Annotated in this window: 21 protein-coding genes; 2 read left to right on the top strand and 19 right to left on the bottom strand. The window is 35.9% G+C overall.

The genetic code is table 11. From position 1 onward, the window contains the following. Nucleotides 1–229: hypothetical protein (locus tag PVA17_RS08515; RefSeq protein WP_274067448.1), on the top strand; the 229-nt coding region annotated here is incomplete at its 5' end. A 248-nt stretch (nt 230–477) separates the two neighbouring features. On the opposite strand, the gene PVA17_RS08510 is transcribed toward PVA17_RS08515, so the two are convergent. The 13 genes from PVA17_RS08510 to PVA17_RS08450 form a co-directional block, all read right to left on the bottom strand. Beyond that, nucleotides 478–1,200, bottom strand: a complete 723-nt coding sequence (locus PVA17_RS08510; RefSeq protein WP_274067447.1) for an SDR family NAD(P)-dependent oxidoreductase — start codon at nt 1,198–1,200, stop codon at nt 478–480. Nucleotides 1,201–1,314: 114 nt separating this feature from the next. Next, nucleotides 1,315–2,049: a DUF2087 domain-containing protein gene (locus PVA17_RS08505; RefSeq protein WP_274067446.1), complete on the bottom strand. Its 735-nt coding sequence runs from the start codon at nt 2,047–2,049 to the stop codon at nt 1,315–1,317. 145 nt (nt 2,050–2,194) lie between these two features. Further along, nucleotides 2,195–2,446, bottom strand: a complete 252-nt coding sequence (locus tag PVA17_RS08500; protein WP_274067445.1) for a hypothetical protein — start codon at nt 2,444–2,446, stop codon at nt 2,195–2,197. Between the two features lie 18 nt (nt 2,447–2,464). Continuing rightward, a complete protein-coding gene (locus tag PVA17_RS08495) occupies nt 2,465–2,695 on the bottom strand; it encodes a hypothetical protein (protein WP_132358545.1) in 231 nt (76 codons plus the stop codon). A gap of 33 nt (nt 2,696–2,728) precedes the next feature. Next, nucleotides 2,729–3,322, bottom strand: coding sequence for a TetR/AcrR family transcriptional regulator (locus PVA17_RS08490; protein WP_274067444.1), 594 nt, complete (start codon nt 3,320–3,322; stop codon nt 2,729–2,731). 231 nt (nt 3,323–3,553) lie between these two features. Beyond that, nucleotides 3,554–3,973, bottom strand: a complete 420-nt coding sequence (locus tag PVA17_RS08485) for a hypothetical protein (protein WP_274067443.1) — start codon at nt 3,971–3,973, stop codon at nt 3,554–3,556. Nucleotides 3,974–4,081: 108 nt separating this feature from the next. Further along, nucleotides 4,082–4,420, bottom strand: a complete 339-nt coding sequence (locus tag PVA17_RS08480; RefSeq protein WP_274067442.1) for a hypothetical protein — start codon at nt 4,418–4,420, stop codon at nt 4,082–4,084. Between the two features lie 194 nt (nt 4,421–4,614). Then, nucleotides 4,615–5,085 carry an inner membrane protein YiaA gene (gene yiaA, locus PVA17_RS08475; protein WP_132358553.1) on the bottom strand — a complete coding sequence of 157 codons (471 nt, stop codon included), beginning with the start codon at nt 5,083–5,085 and terminating at the stop codon, nt 4,615–4,617. Between the two features lie 204 nt (nt 5,086–5,289). Next, a complete protein-coding gene (locus PVA17_RS08470; RefSeq protein WP_274067441.1) occupies nt 5,290–5,673 on the bottom strand; it encodes a hypothetical protein in 384 nt (127 codons plus the stop codon). Between the two features lie 361 nt (nt 5,674–6,034). Continuing rightward, a complete protein-coding gene (locus PVA17_RS08465) occupies nt 6,035–6,910 on the bottom strand; it encodes a phosphotransferase family protein (RefSeq protein ID WP_274067440.1) in 876 nt (291 codons plus the stop codon). A 236-nt stretch (nt 6,911–7,146) separates the two neighbouring features. After that, the gene (locus PVA17_RS08460; RefSeq protein ID WP_274067439.1) at nt 7,147–8,976 is read right to left on the bottom strand and encodes an ABC transporter ATP-binding protein; all 1,830 of its coding nucleotides are present in this window, start codon (nt 8,974–8,976) and stop codon (nt 7,147–7,149) included. Further along, nucleotides 8,969–10,732 (bottom strand): ABC transporter ATP-binding protein, encoded by a 1,764-nt coding sequence (locus tag PVA17_RS08455; RefSeq protein ID WP_274067438.1) that lies wholly within the window; start codon nt 10,730–10,732, stop codon nt 8,969–8,971. Before PVA17_RS08455 ends, PVA17_RS08460 begins: the two co-directional genes overlap by 8 nt. Before the next feature lie 70 nt (nt 10,733–10,802). Continuing rightward, entirely contained in the window at nt 10,803–11,234 is a 432-nt protein-coding gene (locus PVA17_RS08450; protein WP_274067437.1) for a MarR family winged helix-turn-helix transcriptional regulator, read from the bottom strand. 442 nt (nt 11,235–11,676) lie between these two features. Between PVA17_RS08450 and PVA17_RS08445 the strand changes: the two genes are divergently transcribed. After that, a complete protein-coding gene (locus PVA17_RS08445; RefSeq protein ID WP_274067436.1) occupies nt 11,677–12,189 on the top strand; it encodes a peroxiredoxin family protein in 513 nt (170 codons plus the stop codon). A 222-nt stretch (nt 12,190–12,411) separates the two neighbouring features. Here the strand turns inward: PVA17_RS08445 and PVA17_RS08440 are convergent, their stop codons facing one another. The 6 genes from PVA17_RS08440 to PVA17_RS08415 form a co-directional block, all read right to left on the bottom strand. Further along, nucleotides 12,412–13,266, bottom strand: a complete 855-nt coding sequence (locus PVA17_RS08440; RefSeq protein WP_274067435.1) for a nucleotidyltransferase — start codon at nt 13,264–13,266, stop codon at nt 12,412–12,414. 428 nt (nt 13,267–13,694) lie between these two features. Beyond that, complete coding sequence (locus PVA17_RS08435) at nt 13,695–13,823, bottom strand: hypothetical protein (protein ID WP_274067434.1); 129 nt, start codon at nt 13,821–13,823, stop codon at nt 13,695–13,697. 294 nt (nt 13,824–14,117) lie between these two features. Continuing rightward, complete coding sequence (locus PVA17_RS08430) at nt 14,118–14,825, bottom strand: NAD(P)/FAD-dependent oxidoreductase (RefSeq protein WP_274067433.1); 708 nt, start codon at nt 14,823–14,825, stop codon at nt 14,118–14,120. Between the two features lie 47 nt (nt 14,826–14,872). Next, nucleotides 14,873–15,871: an ABC transporter substrate-binding protein gene (locus tag PVA17_RS08425; protein WP_274067432.1), complete on the bottom strand. Its 999-nt coding sequence runs from the start codon at nt 15,869–15,871 to the stop codon at nt 14,873–14,875. A gap of 58 nt (nt 15,872–15,929) precedes the next feature. Next, nucleotides 15,930–16,703, bottom strand: coding sequence for an ABC transporter ATP-binding protein (locus PVA17_RS08420; protein WP_132358565.1), 774 nt, complete (start codon nt 16,701–16,703; stop codon nt 15,930–15,932). After that, nucleotides 16,704–17,693 carry a FecCD family ABC transporter permease gene (locus PVA17_RS08415; RefSeq protein ID WP_255505028.1) on the bottom strand — a complete coding sequence of 330 codons (990 nt, stop codon included), beginning with the start codon at nt 17,691–17,693 and terminating at the stop codon, nt 16,704–16,706. Between the last annotated feature and the right edge of the window lie 28 nt (nt 17,694–17,721).

The following is a 17,721-nucleotide window of genomic DNA, read 5'->3' as shown; positions in this document are numbered from 1 at the left end:
TCATATATGTATAAAAACAGAACATAAAACTGATTTCATTATGAATGAAGGTAAATATAGTTCTATATTTATGATTGGTGAAAATGATGATGAATTTGGGGAACAAATATTATCCATTATCGACAAGAAAAATGCCCCTATATATGCAATGGAGCTCTCAAGCGGGATTTTTACTAATAGTAATATTCTGGAGTTAGAAGTTCTAATTCCAGAAAAAAGTGATATCTAATCGGGTTAATTTTATTAGAATATTCACCACACGCTAGAATGTTATAGTACAAACAACAAAGGGGTTAGCAAGCTGTTATTGTAGTAGGATTTTGCTCGAACTCATTTACAATCAAATGTGTATCTATCATTCTGGACTCAATTAGAACAGACGAACTCCGAATGAATCGAAATGGGTAATAAATTATAATAATAACGACTCACACAATGAACAGAATCGTTCAACATGCGAGCCGTTTTTCACCCAAATTATACATTCATATCTGTAATAGCAGGAATATTTATTTCCTTCACACATGAAACTGGTGATAAATTAATCACACATTGGACAATGGCTACAATATCTTGTACAGGAATACGTGTACCTTCATACAATTTAATTGCTTTTTCGGCCCCTTCTTCAAAAGGTACTTCGGCAGCCAGTTCTCCTAGATTAATACACGTTACAGTGATCTTATCTTCTCTCACATGCTCGCGTAAAGCATTTGTAATGCCTCGTAAGCCAAATTTAGATGTCACAAAGGAAACTTGTTTATTATTCGTATGATCCAAGCCTGCTGTCGATCCTATTAAAATTATTTTTCCGTTTTCCGCCTGTCTTACATTAGGTAATAGAGCCTGAATATATGTAATTGTGGAAGTTAAATTAATATTAATTAAGTTTGCAATATCCCCAACTTCATCTTTATCAAACGTATAGTCATCTTCAAAACCACGCTTTTCCCATACTCCAACATTGTAAATCAATACATCCATAGCAATGCCTTGTAAAGCTTCTTTTAAAGTAGGAATATGTTGTTGACTAGATAAATCAATAGCCAGCCATTTACGAATGACGCCATCATTTATATCTAGACTACTCGGTCGTGTTCGAGACACCACCCATACTGTATCCCCTTTTGTAGGTAACCCCTTTACAAATGCATCACCTAATCCTTGGCTTGCTCCAAATATTATAAAGTTCTTACTCATCCAATCACCCCTTCTCTATGACTACACCGTAAGTATAGTTAAAACAGAAATAAGTAACAACTAATGAGATTTATGGGGATATTAGGGTGATAAAAAGTATCGACCCCCTCCAATTTAAACTTCTTTCACCCAATACGTTGTGCAATCATCACTTCGATCTAAGAAACCATATTCAATTAAGTATCCTCTTATTGATACGTAATCACTATAAATAGGCTTTAAAATTGAATTTATTTCTTTTTCGTTATATTTACGCCCTACCTCAAACTTCGTTACAATGTATTGCAGTAAAATAATTTTTCGTTTTTCTTTACTTGGAAAACTTTCAATTGATCCATCTAAGCCATTTTTAAAATACGTCGCTAGTACTTTTTCTTTCTCATCTACAGTAATCGCATAACGTTCATCCACCTGTGTTGCCCCCTTATGAATTGGTTCGTAAACTTTTGTTGTTTCTAAAGCTTGCATAATTGCTAGAAAAACTTTTGCTTGTCTTTCTTTTTCTTTCAATTTAAATCGATGCTGTCGAATGGTTGAAATGCTATTTGCAGAAGTGCTATTAACAATTTCTTTATCTGGCGCCCCTGTTGCAAATAGCTTAAGCAATTCGGTTTGGATATCTGATAGCCCTGTATCCTTCTTATCTAATTGAAGTAATGCTTCAAACACAGAGATATGTTCATTCTCAATATGGCGTTTCATTGCTTTTTTAGCCGTAAAAAAACGATCATCTATTTTGAATACTTCTTCGGCATCAAATTTTTCTTTACAAAATACACACTCATATGCATCACCTGTATTTACATATCCCCTCGATAATTCATCTATAGTTAAATCGGTTAAACTCATAAACAAGTCCTCTCCTTGTTCATCATTCAATAAACAATATATAATAAGTTTATTTATTTGCAAACAAAAATAGCATTTGTTTATCTAAAAAAGAAGAATCCATTTTGACAGTACTCAATCAAAATAGATCCCTCTCCGCTTTTAGTTAATATTCGTTTTTTTCACTTTGCCGATATATGAAAACACTGCTTATTATGCCAAGTCCACCAAATAGCAAAACCCATATATTCATAAAAAGAAGTCCATAGATGGTCATTACACTACTAATAATTCCACTTGAAAAAACACTGGCTACGATGGATTTTTTTGTTGGTTTAGGGAATTGAATAGAGGTTCCCAGATTTTTATTTCCCCATTTACATGCCGTATCCATGATATTTTGTAGTTTGTCTAACATCCTCTTCTCCCCCTAGTGTTAAAATACGAAAAAAGAAAAAAATGCATTGGACATTGCACCCAAAAAAGCCAACATGGAAAATGATAAACACACCATTCCGGCAATCTTTTTCGCCTTCTGTTCTCTATTGTTTTTAGACATTAAAACTAACCCTAAGATTAGTAGGAAGATTGCTAAAATGATATTCATTGCGATAAAGAACGGTGCTGTTTCTTTTAGAAAGTCTATAATACTCCAAAATAAACTCATTGATATTTCCTCCTATTTAATAGAATAGAGCTTCTATTCAAAGATGCTTGCGACCAATTGCTTAGTCATAAATTGAAATGCGGCTAAATGATCACAGTTTTTTAAAATTCCTTCTTTACTCGCAATGCTTGAAAGAAGGACGGTGAAGGTCGAAAAGGCTAAAGTTTCTGGTACCTTCAATGTAAGATTTGCTCGTTTGATTGCTGTACGGAAAAGTTCACTACTATTAAACATTAGTTTTTCTTTCATTTCCTCCGAAAGTTTATTATAAAACGATGTGAAATCAGTCGTTTTCACATCATAAAGAAATGGTTTGCTTTCGTATTCATAGTAAAGCTGGATTATTGCTGTTTCAAAGCCGGACTTTTCAGGGCATTGTTCAATTCGCTCAATGAAATTTCCATATATAGTTTCTTGAACGTCATACAGAACTTCAAAAAAAAGTTCTTCCTTACTGGAATATAAATTATAAAAAGTACCTGTTGATATTTCTGCTTTCTTACACAACGCGCCAATGCTTGTTTCTTTATAACCCTGAGAAATCCAAAATACCATACACTCATCTTTCAATTTACTTTTAATCAGAGTTTTATCTTCTTCTGAAAAAACTTTCTTCCCCCTTGCCATAGATGATTCCCTCCTTTATGAATTATTTATATGAATATTCATATATTATATTCACATCTTATCATTAACACCAATTTTTAACAAGGTATTAAATAACAAATTAATTCATTTCATTGAAAACCACTCTAAACTTTTGATTTCACAGTACATAAAAAGCCAACGTTTTGAATAATGTTTCTTCAAAACGTTGGCATTTCTTTTTTAATTTTCCCCACATTTCACAAGCATTTGTCACTGTAAGAACTTCCTCCATTCCTCCCAAGCTTCCATATAGCCATTAAGATCGTGAGGATGGACTTTAATACACACGCCAATACGTGTATATAATTGAAAAACAACTTCATTCAAAAGTTGTTCCTTCGAAAAGGATGCATTTCCGTTCCACAAGGAAAACGATGAAAAAAGTGTATGTAAATCTAGACTATCTGGTGAAGAACAAAATGCATAGGTAAAATCGTAAATTTTAGGACCGATTAAAGGTGATGGGTCAATTACGCCTTTTAACTGATTACAAGCATATACAAAATTATGAACACCTGTATCTCCGTGAATGTAATACTTCTCTTCTTGATGGTGATACGTTTTTAATGTATTTAACAGCAACTCTACTCTATTATGGTCCTCGTTTGGTAAGAGCTTTCCTATATTCATTTTGGCTGACTCAAAACTACTTTGATTAAAGTCTGACCAGGAGCTTCGATGAATCCCATTTACTCTTCCCCAAGGAATGACTGTATCCACCTTTTCATAATGATTGAATTACTCTTGGGTTAAAATTTTCATCCATTCTAATTTAGTTCCTCGATGATAGTGAGTTTCTCCGGGTATATAAGAGTACACAATAAATTCTTTCTTATGATCCGTGTAATGAACATCTGGCAACAACTTCACCTTTGTATAGGCAAGCAGGAATTCCTCTGTGGCGGATATTATTTTAGGTTGATCTATCTTTATCACAAAGGTTGGCATATTTTTATTTAGGATCGTATAGATAATGCCATCCGTCGTACCACTTTTTAACCTCTTTACTTCTAAACAATCATTTTTGATCAAACCTTTATTCATGAGTAAATCTATGATTTCATTTATTTTTTCCATTTCTCAATCCTCTTTAGACGATTTAGTTCACTAACTTAATAAGTTCGCTTACCTTTTTTAACAATCCTGCTTTTCAATAAGAAAAGCTGCCTATGTTTTTGGCAGCTTGTTCTAATATTTGTTTTGTTTAGTCGTAATTTGCCATCAAAGAGCCATGGAAAATCCCATACAGCATAGTAAGGTTTGAACTTAACTCATGCTTTTTCTCTAGCTCTTTGTGTATCTCTTATATTCTTTTGAACTGTTATAGCTGCAAATAAACTAAGAACAAATGCCATACTAAAAAATCCTTTTTCGCTTAAAATAATACTTCCTGCATTGTATAAACCGATGGCCATTAATGCTATAGATGCAATAAGGGCGAACCAACTAAGACCATAATAAATATTCGTAACTGGTATTCCCTCATCTTTATCTCTAACTGCTTTTTGTAAAGATATCGCCGAATAGAGTCCGAATACTAAAACCGCAAAGTAAAATCCTTTTTCATTCAATTGCATAGTTGCGTTAAACAATCCTATAAGATAAGACGCAACACCTACTAATAACGCTGCCCATGAAGCCCCTTTAAAGGCTGGAGTTGGTTCTCCTTCTTTCCTTTCTTCTTTCACTTTTAAATCATTTCGTTTTTCTTTATTCTCTAAAACTTCGTTATCATTGGACATTCAATTTTTCGCCTCCATCTTTTCATCTACTAAAAATGGAGCACCAGAATCATTGCAGGCGCCTTCGATCTTTGTTATTAAAGTATATGCTCGTTAGCATGATGACTTCACAACCTTTAGCTTGTCGCTCGGCAATTATTCCTCGGTATAATTGTGTCCGGATCTGCTTTGCATTTAGGCCTACATAAGGTATAAATGTAAATCTTAAATAAGTTGTACTAGCTCTGGATTTAATACAACTTTATGAAACCTCCAACAATCAGAGTATTCTGTACCTATTTCGTGATCCTGCAAGCAAACCCTATTCATTCCAACACAGCCGTCAAGACCACAACAACCATTTAATCTACTACTGTCTGAATGGTGGTTTGAATTGATTAAATCCTTGCTGTTGATAATGATAGACCCTTTGAATATTTCATAAGCTGTTTCCTCTTGAATTAAATAAAAGCCTCTAGGAATATAATCCTGACCATCGTTTTCATTCCTTTTTCTACTTTCCTGCACTGTTAGTGAAAAATCGATTGTCCTAATTGTGAAATAACTTTGTAGCTTGCTTACCGCCGATAATAAGCATGATAATCCCAATTACTGCCAGAATAATCCGAACTAAGAATGGACTTAATGAAAACACAGTTTCACCTTGCCAATGCAACCAAAACAACTTTTCATTCAGCCCCAATCGCCATTATTGGCTTAAGAAATAAACCCAGCGCTAACAATACTATTGCTTAAATAATATTGCTATTCATTGATTCAAAACCTCTTTTCCAATTAAGATAAATGAAAAATTAATTTTTTCTACATACGGCATCTGTTATCTTATTATTTTTATGATTAAAGCTAATAAACCTTTTAAACTAACTCGCTCCGTTAGCTCAATAAGAAAAATTGCCTTTGATTTCGTAGGTTAATTATAAACTCTTGCACCCTTCGTTGAACGAGTAATCTATCTATAATCTTTTATTCCACTTTCAAAAGCCTGTCTATCGTCATTCTCAATCCCGTGCAAGGCTTCTTGTAGAGCAAATGTACTTTTATAAAATTTAACTCGCTCAGATATTTCAATACCGTTAGGATATTGGTGAATACACATATCAAAAAAATCCTCACCATAGCTAGAGAGTATTCCAGCAAAGTCATACGCTGGATCACCTATACCAGAACCACCAAAATCTATTATCCCTGAAATCATACTTGTTTCTGGATTCCACAAGATGTTAGACGCTCCGAAATCTCCGTGTATAAGTGTTATATCGAAATTTGAGAATGCTTTCCCTTTTAGGAACGTTTCAAAAGATTGTGATATTTCCTTTTGAGCGTCTTGTCTGATAAAAGGAAATAATGTATTTTGAATTTTATCGTACAGCTTATACATCTCTTCACTAGGATTACGAACCTTTAGTTTCAAATCTCGACTTGCTTTTTCTCCTGAAATAGAATGTAGTTCTACAAGAAAAGAAACAAGTTGTTTTGCCAGCCCTTTCACCAATTCAATACTCTCTACCCCAGTTAAACTTTCATTCCACAAAGGAACACCATCTATTAGTTTATAGCCAGTAAAGACCTTACCTGGTTCTATCTCTTCTAAAGAATGATAGATGGGATACGGAATAGGAGTAGAAACGATCCTCTTTATATATTTCAAAATATCCGTCTCTCTCCTTAATTGAATGATGCCATTTTTATATTTTGGAAATCTAAAAACCAAAGAATCGTTGACAATTAACACATCATTATTCTGTCCAATTTCATTAGGATAAAAGTCTTCAATGAAAAGGTCAGAATAAACGGATTGAATGTTTTCAATTAAGTTATTCTTCATTTTAAATCCCTCCTTGTGGTTACTTTCTATTGTTTTGATCACCAAACTTGTTTAACTTTCCTGCACAGTAGTTTACCTACAGTTCTTCACAAACGTTAAATAGATTTTAACATAAATATCCAACAAAAAAATCACCTCTAAAAAACGAGGTGATTTTCATCAATCTTTATTATAAACAATCCACCTTTTTAAGCTACTATGCTCTAGTAGCCAAAAGCGAATATATGCATTCATTTTTACGAAGCATCTTCAAATTGACTATTATATAGCTCCGCGTAGAATCCTTTATCTGCAAGCAATTTTTCATGATTACCACTTTCAATAATATCTCCGTCTTTCATCACTAAAATTAAATCGGCGTTTTTAATGGTTGAAAGTCTATGCGCAATGACAAATGATGTTCTGCCCACCATCAATTTATCCATTGCTTGTTGAATAAGTGCTTCAGTACGAGTGTCAACGGAGCTAGTAGCTTCATCTAAGATAAGCAAAGGTGCTTTTTTAACCATTGCCCTTGCAATCGTAATAAGCTGTTTTTGTCCTACTGATAAACTTGTATGATCATTTAAAACTGTATCATAACCTTTTGGCAGCGTTCTAATAAAGTGGTGTAAACCTACTGCCTTACATGCTGCAACTACTTCTTCATCGGTTACATGATCTTTGTTATAAATGATATTTTCCTTAATGGTACCTTCGAATAACCAAGTATCTTGCAGCACCATGCAGAATAAGTCGTGAACATTTTTACGAGAAATGGATTTAGTAGGTACGTCCTCAATCATAATTTCCCCGCTATCTACTTCATAAAAACGCATGAGAAGATTTACAAGCGTTGTTTTACCAGCTCCAGTAGGTCCGACAATTGCCACTTTTTGACCGGCTTTTATATTTGCAGTGAAATCTTTAATAACCAGCTTTTCTTTTGTATAGCCGAACTTAACGTTTTCAAACTTCACATTCCCTTTAACATCTTTGGCATGTAAAGTGACTTTCTTATCACTTTCATCTTTTAGCTCCTCTTCTTGTAAGAACTCAAATACACGTTCACTTGCTGCGGCAGTTGATTGCAAGCTTGTAGCTGCCTGTGCTAACTGAGACAACGGCTGCGTAAATAAGCGGATATACACCATAAAGGAAACAATAACACCAAATGTAATGGAACCGTTCATTGTTAGTGCTGCACCTACTACACAAACAACAACATAGCCTAAATTTCCAATAAAGATCATGAGCGGCATCATCATGCCTGACATAAACTGTGCTCGCCAAGCGCTATTAAAAAGACTTTCATTAATTTCATTAAATTTTTGCGTTGCCGCTTTTTCCGCGTTATACACCTTCATGACATTATGCCCAGAATAAATTTCTTCTATATGGCCATTTATTCTACCAAGGTCCTGCTGCTGACGTATAAAGTATTTTCGGGATCTTGAAATAATAAAGGTCATTAATACAAATCCAACGACAGTTGCAGCAATAGCAGAAAGTGCCATCGTAACATTAATATAGAACATCATAATCAAAGATCCAAAGAACATAACCCCCGCAGTCACTAACGAACCAATACTTTGGTTTAGAGACTGTCCAATCATATCTACATCATTCGTGACACGACTTAACACATCTCCGTAGGTTGTAGAGTCAAAGTATTTCAACGGTAATCTATCGATTTTGTTCGCAATATCTGTCCGTAACCTTTTGGAAACTCGCTGCGTAATAGTAGCCATAATAAACGCCTGAATATAATTAAAAATAAAGCTCAATCCATACAAAATAGCAAGTAACAATCCAATTTTTCCGATAGCCGTAATATCAATCTCACCAGACATACCTTTTAGGATCAAATCGGTGATCTCACTCAGCATATTGGGCCCAATAATCGTGAAAATTGTTCCTGCAACTGCCAATACAATGGCAAAGATAATCGCTGGTAAATAAGGTTTACAATAGGCAATCAACTTTCCCCAAGGCTTTTTAAAATTCTTGGGCTTTTCTCCAGGAGCCATCATATGACCTGGACCGCCAGGACCTTTTTGGGGCTTATTTGTTTGTGTATTACTCATTTTCCAACTCCTCCTTCGATAGCTGCGAATAGGCGATTTCCTGATAAGTGTTACAAGTTTTCAATAATTCATTATGTTTCCCCATACCAACGATTTTACCTTCATCAAGAACAATAATTTTATCAGCATCTTTAATCGTTCCAATTCGCTGTGCCACAATTAAAGAGGTTGCACCTTTCGTCTCTTTTTTCAAGGTAGAACGAAGTTGTCGGTCTGTTTTATAATCTAAGGCAGAGAACGAATCATCAAAAATAAAGATTTCTGGATTTCTATTCACTGCTCTTGCAATAGAAAGACGTTGTTTCTGTCCTCCTGAAAGATTTGTTCCGCCTTGCGCGATTGCCGCTTCATATTCACCGTCCATTTTCTCCACAAACTCTTGCCCTTGGGCAATTTCCACCGCTTTTTTAATTTCCTCATCAGTTGATAAAGTCTGACCGTTATCACCATAGGCAACATTAGATTTTACCGTACCTGAAAATAATACGGCCTTTTGAGAAACGTAACCAAGCTTATTATAAAGTGCTTCATGTGTATATTCTTTCACATTGATTCCGTCGACTATTACCTCTCCCTCCGTAGCATCGTAAAATCTTGGGATTAAATTAATCAGTGTACTTTTACCACTCCCCGTAGAACCGATTAATGCGACAGTTTCGCCTTTATGTGCTGTAAAGCTAATATCTTTTAACACATAATCCTCTGCATTAGGATATTTAAAGCTAACATTACGCAGTTCGATTTCACCTTCGATTCCCTTTGGTGACGATTGCAATGCGCCATCCATAATTGTCTGTGGTGTATTTAGTACTTCATTCACCCGTGCTGCAGATACTGCTGCTCTCGGTAGCAAAATGAATGTCATTGATAATAGCATAAATGCCATAACTACCTGCATTGCATATGATGAAAATACGACCATGTCACTAAACAACCCGATGCGATCCATCCCCCCTGCATTCGAAATCAAATAAGCTCCAATCCAGTAGATAGAAAGCGTTAAACCTGACATAATCAGACCCATCCCTGGCTGCATAAGGGCCATAAGGCGGTTCACAAAAAGATTTGTATCCGTTAAATTCTTATTTACTTTTTCAAACTTTTCTCCTTGATACTGTTGTGCGTTATAGGCATGAACAACACGAATACCAGTTAAACCTTCTCTTGTTACCCGGTTAAGATGATCTGTCAGTTTTTGAACAATTTTAAATTTCGGTAGCACAAAGATAATCAGGTTGCCTATCATAATAAGTAGAACAATGACAGCCACGCCTGTTGCCGCTGACCACTCCCAACTTTTCCCCGTAATCTTCAAAATAGCCCATATTGCAAGGATAGGAGCCTTAATCATAACTTGAAGTCCCATTGCAACCGTTTGCTGTATTTGCGTTATATCATTAGTAGAACGAGTAATGAGACTTGCGATTGAGAAACTATTAATCTCCTCCATAGAGAAAGATAGCGTTTTATCAAAAACGCCTTTTCTCAATTCCTTGGAAAGAGACGTTGCTACCCTTGCCGCAAAATAGCCCACAATGACCGCCAATATCATACTGCCAAGGGCACATAACAGCATCTTTCCTCCAGTTGTCCATATCTCGCTCGTTTTACTGCCCTCTGTTTGCACAAGAGTCGTAATTTTAGCCATATAATCTGGCAACTTCAAATCTAAATAAACTTGCCCTACAATGAACACAATACTAGCAACAATTAGCGTCCATTCTTTCGCCTTTAAGTATTTAAATATTTTCAACATATTTGCAGTCCTCCTCATTTAGTTAGCATGCTAACTATATAGTCATAAAAACACCAAAATAGCGTCTTCTTCAAGATTCTACATTTTCTTTCATAGCATCCATTACTTCAAAAAACACATCAAGTTTTTCTTCCGGGATACCTGTTAACAATTTTTGTTCAAGAAGCGCTCTACGGGTCATGATACTGTCATGTATTTTCAGCGCATCTTCTGTTAAGACAATTTTTTTGAGTCTTGAATCGTAGGGTACAGATTGCCTTGTAATCAAACCGTTATTTTCCATAGCCTTTAGTATTCTAGATGCTGTTGATTTACGTATAGAAAAGTCTCTTTCAAAATCCTTTTGAAAGACATCTTTATTTTGGTTTTTGTAAAGATAACTTATCGTCCACCCATGCATGGCAGTAAGGTTATCTTTTTCCATTAGGCTTTGATCCAATTGTCTTCTCATTAAGAGCGACAATGTACGCAACTCTAACCCAACTGATCTCTTTTTGCTCAATTTTCTACCTCCTATATGTTAACGTGCAGACTTTAGTATTTAAAATGTGTACTGGTGGGGCATGTCGTATTTAACTCAAAACATAATTTTATTCGTAAGACGCTTATGCCCTTAGGTAAAAGATATGAATCATGTTCAGATTTATCTTCTATTCAGTTTGCCATATTGCGTGCAAAAAGTTCAACAAAAAAGTAAAACCACTTTTTAGTTATGTAAATAAGTGATTTTGCTTTGAAATAAAGTATGCTAAGTAATGACAAAATAACATTGTTCATTTTCACTCTTCTAAGCCTGAACATTAAAAATTTTACAGCTTGGAATCCGTGGAAGAAACGTTTTTTCAGTTTAGTTAGGGATTAAGTTTACATATCTAATTTAGAAATGGGAAGAATATAAATGAGCTAGAACCCAATAAGAATTTACAATTTTCAGGAGGATAAGTATGTCTACATTTAATTTGGGTGATAAAGTCCCCGATTTTACTCTTCCAGCAGTTAATGGCGAAGAATTCTCTTTTTTATCTCATCAAAACCAGCATAAAAGTTGGCATCTCATTATCTTTTTCAGAGGATCATGGTGCCCTGTTTGTCTTCATGACTTAAAAGAGCTTGAAGAAAGCAAAAGTTATTTCGAAGGCAAGAATGTACACCTAATTACAATCTCAACGGACCAGTTAGAAAATTTAAAGAAAATGGTTGATGAACATAACATTACTTTTACTGTCTTAACTGATAAGGCGTTAAAAACATTAAAAGCATATGATGTTTTTTATCATGGAGAAAATGCTCCATATGAGGATCATGGTACGCATGGAGAGCCAGCTTATTTCCTTGTTGATGAAAATGGACAACTGCTATATCAACAAAAACAAACAAGCCCATTTGGACGCCCATCATCTACTGAACTTCGCAAAATTATCCAATATATCGGAAAGAATTTAAAGACAAATCAATAAATAAAAATATTTGATTGGGCTCAATTGGAGAGCAACATAAGTAGAAAAACAATCCATCTCGAATAATTTGCTTTATACGATTGCTCTAAAATCTAAAATGCTAAAAAATAAAAGGTAATCTCATTTTAGACATGACTAAGATGTGATTACCTTTTTCTGTATATGGAATCAACAAAGCTAAATTTTATTTGTAGCTACTAACATGAATTCGAACTTCGTAAGTTATTCATTAGATAATATTTTCATGTTTAATTCTCTATTAGGATTATAGAATTGTAACCATTTATCAGCTTCACTAACCAACCACATTCCAAAGTCATTTAAAAACGATAACAATAGGTTTGCATCTATTATGGGTGTTATGGCATATTCAAGTGCTTTTTTCATGTCGTTTTCCTTTTCAGGGAAATAGTCCGAAAATAATTTATAAGCAGGATATAAATCCCTTGTATATGTGTTTGCTTTAGTAATGACAAGCGCAAGTCCTGCTCTTACTAAAATTTTCATAATCCACTTGCAACAATCTTTCATATCCTCCATATCAGAATTATCTTGAAGATCATTACAGGCATTTTTAATTTGACCTTGTAAATGAATAAGGTGGTCATTTGCTAAAGCTTCGTCAGCTCTATATCTTGGTAATTGAGGTATCAAGTCTTCTCCAAACACACATATGCCATGGGTTTTGAGTATGAAACTAATGATTGAAAAAGATGACGTATTTAAAATATCTTCTACACAGTAGAAACTTAGTTCAATACCATCTACACAAGTATGTTTTTGATTTAATTGTTGTTCTACTTCTTTTAACCGCTTTACCTGTTGTTTATTAGGGTTTTGCTTTGTAACCGCTAGTGTGTCTAAGTCAGCTACGCCTTCAATACCTATCCCTTTTGGAATGGATCCTCTTATGTATACACTATGTAAGTCATCTTGAAGGTGAGTGGAATACGTTTTAACCACATCGTAGATCACAGGATGAAAAATTAGGTTGATTTTATCCCAGTCTGAATGGTTAATAATGTAGCCATCGCTATCAGTAATACATAAGCTTCCAATTTCTTTAATAGTAGTCATCTCATAGCTCCTTTTATAGTCACTTTGTCTACCTACTATGCTACGCCTCTCACTATAGGTTTTATCTTCTAACGATCAATAATGACTTTACATAGTCATTTTCTTTAATATCCATTGCGCATAAAAATAGGATAGCACGTTCACTATCGAACACGCTATCCTACTTTCATTTCGGAAGTACACATTAGGCTAAAATAACCTTCATATTATTTAATTCGTAATTTTTATCCTTATTATTAGTAAACTCCGTCTTCTAGCTAAAATACCCCTTATTTGGGATTTTTCACATTTAATTGGATGATTAGCAAAACGTGTGGTTGATTTCCGTTCCGACTGGGCGCTTTGTAGCTGTCGCTTCGCTTTCGCACAGAAAAAACATTTGTTGCTGTCGCTTCGCTTTCGCACAGAAAAAACATTTGTTGCTGACGCTATGCTTTCGCTACAGAAAACATTTGTTGCTGACGCTTTGCTTTCGCTACAGAAAACATTTGTTGCTGACGCTTCGCTTTCGCTACAGAAAACATTTGTTGCTGTCGCTTCGCTTTCGCACAGAGCAAAGCTTCCTGGGGGCGTCCGATGAGCCGCTTTTGGTGTTGCTGTCGCTACGCTTTCGCACAGTCAAAACATTTGCTGCCGCTACGCTTTCGCACAGACGAGGAGTCACCCAGTCGGAACGAAGGTCAACTATTTACATAGTAGAAGTTTTAACAAAAGTCATCCACCACTTTTGGTGATGAACCATTTAATAGAGCACCGAATTTAGACCATTTTTTAATCGTTAAAATTTTCCCAATACCTTTCCGTCGGCTAGCCGTTCTCAATCAACTTACGAATTGTTTGTATGTTGCTCATCATACTCTACTAGAATCCGCGGAACTATTTTCATAGCATTTTATCGTTTGCCAAAAGTCCGCATCTTTTGTTCTCTTGTAAAATTTATAAAATGGTTCTTTTTGGTAAGCACGTTCTTGATAGACTCTTATTATTTCCTGTAAAAGATTTTCGATATGCTGTACAGATACTTTTTTCATAAATAACTCCCCTGCCTGTGCATGTTTACCCATTGGAACAGCGCCTAAATATACATCGAAGCTATCTTTCTGATATACAAGCCCAATATCATCATAAACGGCATTATAGCAAGCTGATGCACAGCCATTCATATTAATGCAAATTCTGCTTGGTACTTCCAAGCCTTCCAGCTGCTGATACAGCTCCTCTGTAATCTGTGCTGCCTCCATTTTATCGCCATCACAAAAATCACAAGCCTTCATAGCTACAATCTGACCTTGCTTGGCAATATATAAGCCCACCTTTTCCAACTTCCTTTTGGCCGTCGTTAATTCTATTGTCGGTATAGATAGTAGTATACTGTAGGACGCAGAATATTTAATAGCACCCCTCGCTCCGACTACCTCTGCGATTGTTTGAAATTGTGCTGGTGTATAATGTTTGTTGATAATGCCAGGGCTCACAGCAAGACGCGTAAATTCACCTTCTCTGTTTAACTTAGCAAATGTTTTTTCAGGAATATTATGGCTAAAAGCATTTATAGTCATTTTTACCCTCCTATGAAAAAAGCTAGCACATGGCTAGCTCTTCTTCTTTATTGAAAGCTTTCTGGATAAAATCCTTGTGCCAAAATTCGAATTGCTTCAGCCGCACGAACACCCTCAGATGCTGCTGATAGTGGTAAAATAACGAAACGTCCGTTTACTACCGCTTCCGTTTCTTTTAGTGCCGGATCATTTTTTAGGAAATTCATTTTTTCTTCAGCAGTAGTTGAACCATAGTCAATTACAACGATAACTTCAGGGTTGCGCTCAACTACATCTTCTTTTGAAACGGTTGTCCAGCCAGACTCAACATCGCCGAATATATTTTTTCCACCTGCTACTGTCACAAGTTCATTCATGAAGTTTTGTGCAGCTGTGAAAACTTCTTTCTCACCACTATCAAATACAAGAATACGTAAATTACCCTCCTCTTGCGGAAGCTTCGTACGAATGTCCTCTACATCTTTTGTCATTTGCTTAATTAATTTTTCTCCACGCTCTTCCACATGGAATATCTTAGCGATATTGCGGATATCGTCGAAAATATCCTCTAACTTAGGATTTGTAATGCTTGAAGATGTATGTAAATAAGTGTGGATGCCAAGTGCTTCTAGTTCTACTGGTGTTCCGACACCTTTCTCACTAAACCCACTTTTCCAGCCTGCATATAAAAAATCTGCTCCTGCATCAATCACTTGTTCCTTTGTTGGGTATTGTTCAGCTAATACTGGAACTTTTTCATACGCTGCTTGTAACGGTGGATAAATCGCATCATCTAAATATGCTGTTCCGACCATTGAATCCTCTAAGCCTAACGCTAGCATAATCTCTGTCACATGCTGATTTAAGCTAATTGCCTTTTTTGGTGCTTCCGAATAGACTTGTGTCGTATCGTTATTGTCAATCGTTACTTCCGTTGCACCAGCTTTTGCTGGTTCTACTTGTTCGCTTTTCGATAATGATTCCTGTTTTTCCTCGCTAACACAAGCTGTTAACATACTTAGCATTGCGATCGCAAGAACAAGCCATACGCTTTTTAATGTCTTCATGTCTACTTCTCCTTTTTTCTAAATAATCTATAGAAAGAAATCTAAAACTCTTAACTAACTATAAAAATTGCTCAGATATATAAAAAATATGCGGCTTTTTTGTGACAGGATGTACACTAACTTCCGCATGTACACCAAACACCTTTTGTAGCAATGAGGGTGTTAATACATCAAACGGAGTTCCATATGCCGCAATTTCTCCGTCCTTTAAAACATAAATTTTATCGCAATAAGTTGCTGCAATATTTAAATCATGCAAGGCTGCAATGACCGTAATCGGCAAGCCCCGTACTAAATCCATGAGCTGGAGTTGATGCTGAATATCTAAATGATTCGTTGGCTCATCTAATACCATAACCTTAGCCTGTTGCGCCAATGCCCTTGCCACAACGACCCGTTTTTTCTCACCACCAGATAAGGAACTAAAAGTACGTTCACTTAAATGCAGTACCCCTGCTTGCTGCATCGATTCCTCAACAATAGCTAGGTCTTCTTTTGTATCTACTTCCAAAAGCCTTTTATGCGGTGTACGTCCCATTGCCACAAGATCTTTAACAGTGAACTCAAATAGTACTGGTGTTTCCTGCCCTACGACGGCAAGTTGCTTTGCTACCACCTTTGAAGATTGCTTGTAAATATTTTCATTAAATAAAAATACTTCTCCCTCTTGGGGTTGTAGCATACGGTACATATTTTTTAAAAGGGTCGATTTCCCACTGCCATTAGGGCCAATTATGCCCACAAACTCGCGTTCTTGAATATGTACAGAAACATTGTTTAATATTTTCACCTGCTGCACGGCAAAAGTAACGTTTTTTGCAACGTATACCATTTAATTCTCCTCCCCGAAAGAATACATTTGCTTACGCAACATCCATATAAAGAATGGGCATCCGCATAAAGCCGTTATAATTCCAATCGGCATTTCCTCAGGTGCAATCACAATGCGCGCAGCTGCATCAGCCCATATTAAAAATATCGCACCAATTAATGCACTAACTGGCAGTACAAACTTATAATTTGAGCCGACAATCATACGTACGATATGTGGAATAATCAGGCCAATAAAGCCAATTGCACCACTTACAGCAACAAGGACACCTGTTAATAGGGAAATTACTAAAATTAGTAGCAATCGAAATTTCTCTAAATTAACCCCTAGCGTAACAGCAGATTCTTCGCCAAGTAAAAGTAAATTCAAATGGCGTGCATGTAGACGTAAAATTATGTAGACGATCGTTAAAACTACGAACGGAATCATTATATTCACCCATTTCGCTCCGGCCAAACTTCCCATCATCCAATAGATCACTGCCTTTATGCCCCCCTCTTCCTTCGTCATCATCAGCATAAAATTCGTCATTGCTGACAAAACTAGTGACACGGCAATTCCGGCTAATAATAATCGAACAACTGAAATTCGTCCCCCAACTCGTGCTAAGAAAAACACAATCAGTACTGCAATTGTCGCACCTATAAAAGCAGCAAATGATAGCGCATACATACCTAAAAATGAAAAAGTGCCAAGTAAAATAACAGATGTAGCCCCGACAGATGCACCGGAAGATACCCCCAAAATATAGGGGTCCGCGATTGAATTACGAACTAAAGCTTGAATAGCAGCACCCGAAATAGCAAGCCCCGCTCCGACTATTATGGCAAGTACTACGCGGGGAGTACGAATTTGCCATATGATGATTTCCTGTGAACGGCTCCAATCCAATGTAATGCCAAGTGGGTTGAACGGGATATGCGATAAAATAATGCGCCATACAATACTAGGTGTAATAGACACAGAGCCTACCATGATCGCTAACGTCATAGATATTAGAACGACACCCGTTAATACG

Origin of the sequence: Lysinibacillus sp. CNPSo 3705 (assembly GCF_028674935.1) — a bacterium.
Classification (GTDB): domain Bacteria; phylum Bacillota; class Bacilli; order Bacillales_A; family Planococcaceae; genus Lysinibacillus.
Note: the sequence above shows the minus strand (reverse complement) of the source record. Positions and strands in the feature narration are given on the sequence as shown.

What these genes read in the sequence shown, in the direction of transcription:
- yiaA (WP_132358553.1), bottom strand. Translation starts at nt 5,085, where the DNA reads ATGTCCAATGATAACGAAGTTTTAGAGAATAAAGAAAAACGAAATGAT.
- PVA17_RS08430 (WP_274067433.1), bottom strand. Translation starts at nt 14,825, where the DNA reads ATGACTATAAATGCTTTTAGCCATAATATTCCTGAAAAAACATTTGCT.
- PVA17_RS08460 (WP_274067439.1), bottom strand. Translation starts at nt 8,976, where the DNA reads ATGAGTAATACACAAACAAATAAGCCCCAAAAAGGTCCTGGCGGTCCA.
- PVA17_RS08510 (WP_274067447.1), bottom strand. Translation starts at nt 1,200, where the DNA reads ATGAGTAAGAACTTTATAATATTTGGAGCAAGCCAAGGATTAGGTGAT.
- PVA17_RS08445 (WP_274067436.1), top strand. Translation starts at nt 11,677, where the DNA reads ATGTCTACATTTAATTTGGGTGATAAAGTCCCCGATTTTACTCTTCCA.
- PVA17_RS08440 (WP_274067435.1), bottom strand. Translation starts at nt 13,266, where the DNA reads ATGACTACTATTAAAGAAATTGGAAGCTTATGTATTACTGATAGCGAT.
- PVA17_RS08490 (WP_274067444.1), bottom strand. Translation starts at nt 3,322, where the DNA reads ATGGCAAGGGGGAAGAAAGTTTTTTCAGAAGAAGATAAAACTCTGATT.
- PVA17_RS08505 (WP_274067446.1), bottom strand. Translation starts at nt 2,049, where the DNA reads ATGAGTTTAACCGATTTAACTATAGATGAATTATCGAGGGGATATGTA.
- PVA17_RS08465 (WP_274067440.1), bottom strand. Translation starts at nt 6,910, where the DNA reads ATGAAGAATAACTTAATTGAAAACATTCAATCCGTTTATTCTGACCTT.
- PVA17_RS08485 (WP_274067443.1), bottom strand. Translation starts at nt 3,973, where the DNA reads ATGAATATAGGAAAGCTCTTACCAAACGAGGACCATAATAGAGTAGAG.
- PVA17_RS08500 (WP_274067445.1), bottom strand. Translation starts at nt 2,446, where the DNA reads ATGTTAGACAAACTACAAAATATCATGGATACGGCATGTAAATGGGGA.
- PVA17_RS08415 (WP_255505028.1), bottom strand. Translation starts at nt 17,693, where the DNA reads ATGACGTTAGCGATCATGGTAGGCTCTGTGTCTATTACACCTAGTATT.
- PVA17_RS08420 (WP_132358565.1), bottom strand. Translation starts at nt 16,703, where the DNA reads ATGGTATACGTTGCAAAAAACGTTACTTTTGCCGTGCAGCAGGTGAAA.
- PVA17_RS08480 (WP_274067442.1), bottom strand. Translation starts at nt 4,420, where the DNA reads ATGGAAAAAATAAATGAAATCATAGATTTACTCATGAATAAAGGTTTG.
- PVA17_RS08495 (WP_132358545.1), bottom strand. Translation starts at nt 2,695, where the DNA reads ATGAGTTTATTTTGGAGTATTATAGACTTTCTAAAAGAAACAGCACCG.
- PVA17_RS08455 (WP_274067438.1), bottom strand. Translation starts at nt 10,732, where the DNA reads ATGTTGAAAATATTTAAATACTTAAAGGCGAAAGAATGGACGCTAATT.
- PVA17_RS08425 (WP_274067432.1), bottom strand. Translation starts at nt 15,871, where the DNA reads ATGAAGACATTAAAAAGCGTATGGCTTGTTCTTGCGATCGCAATGCTA.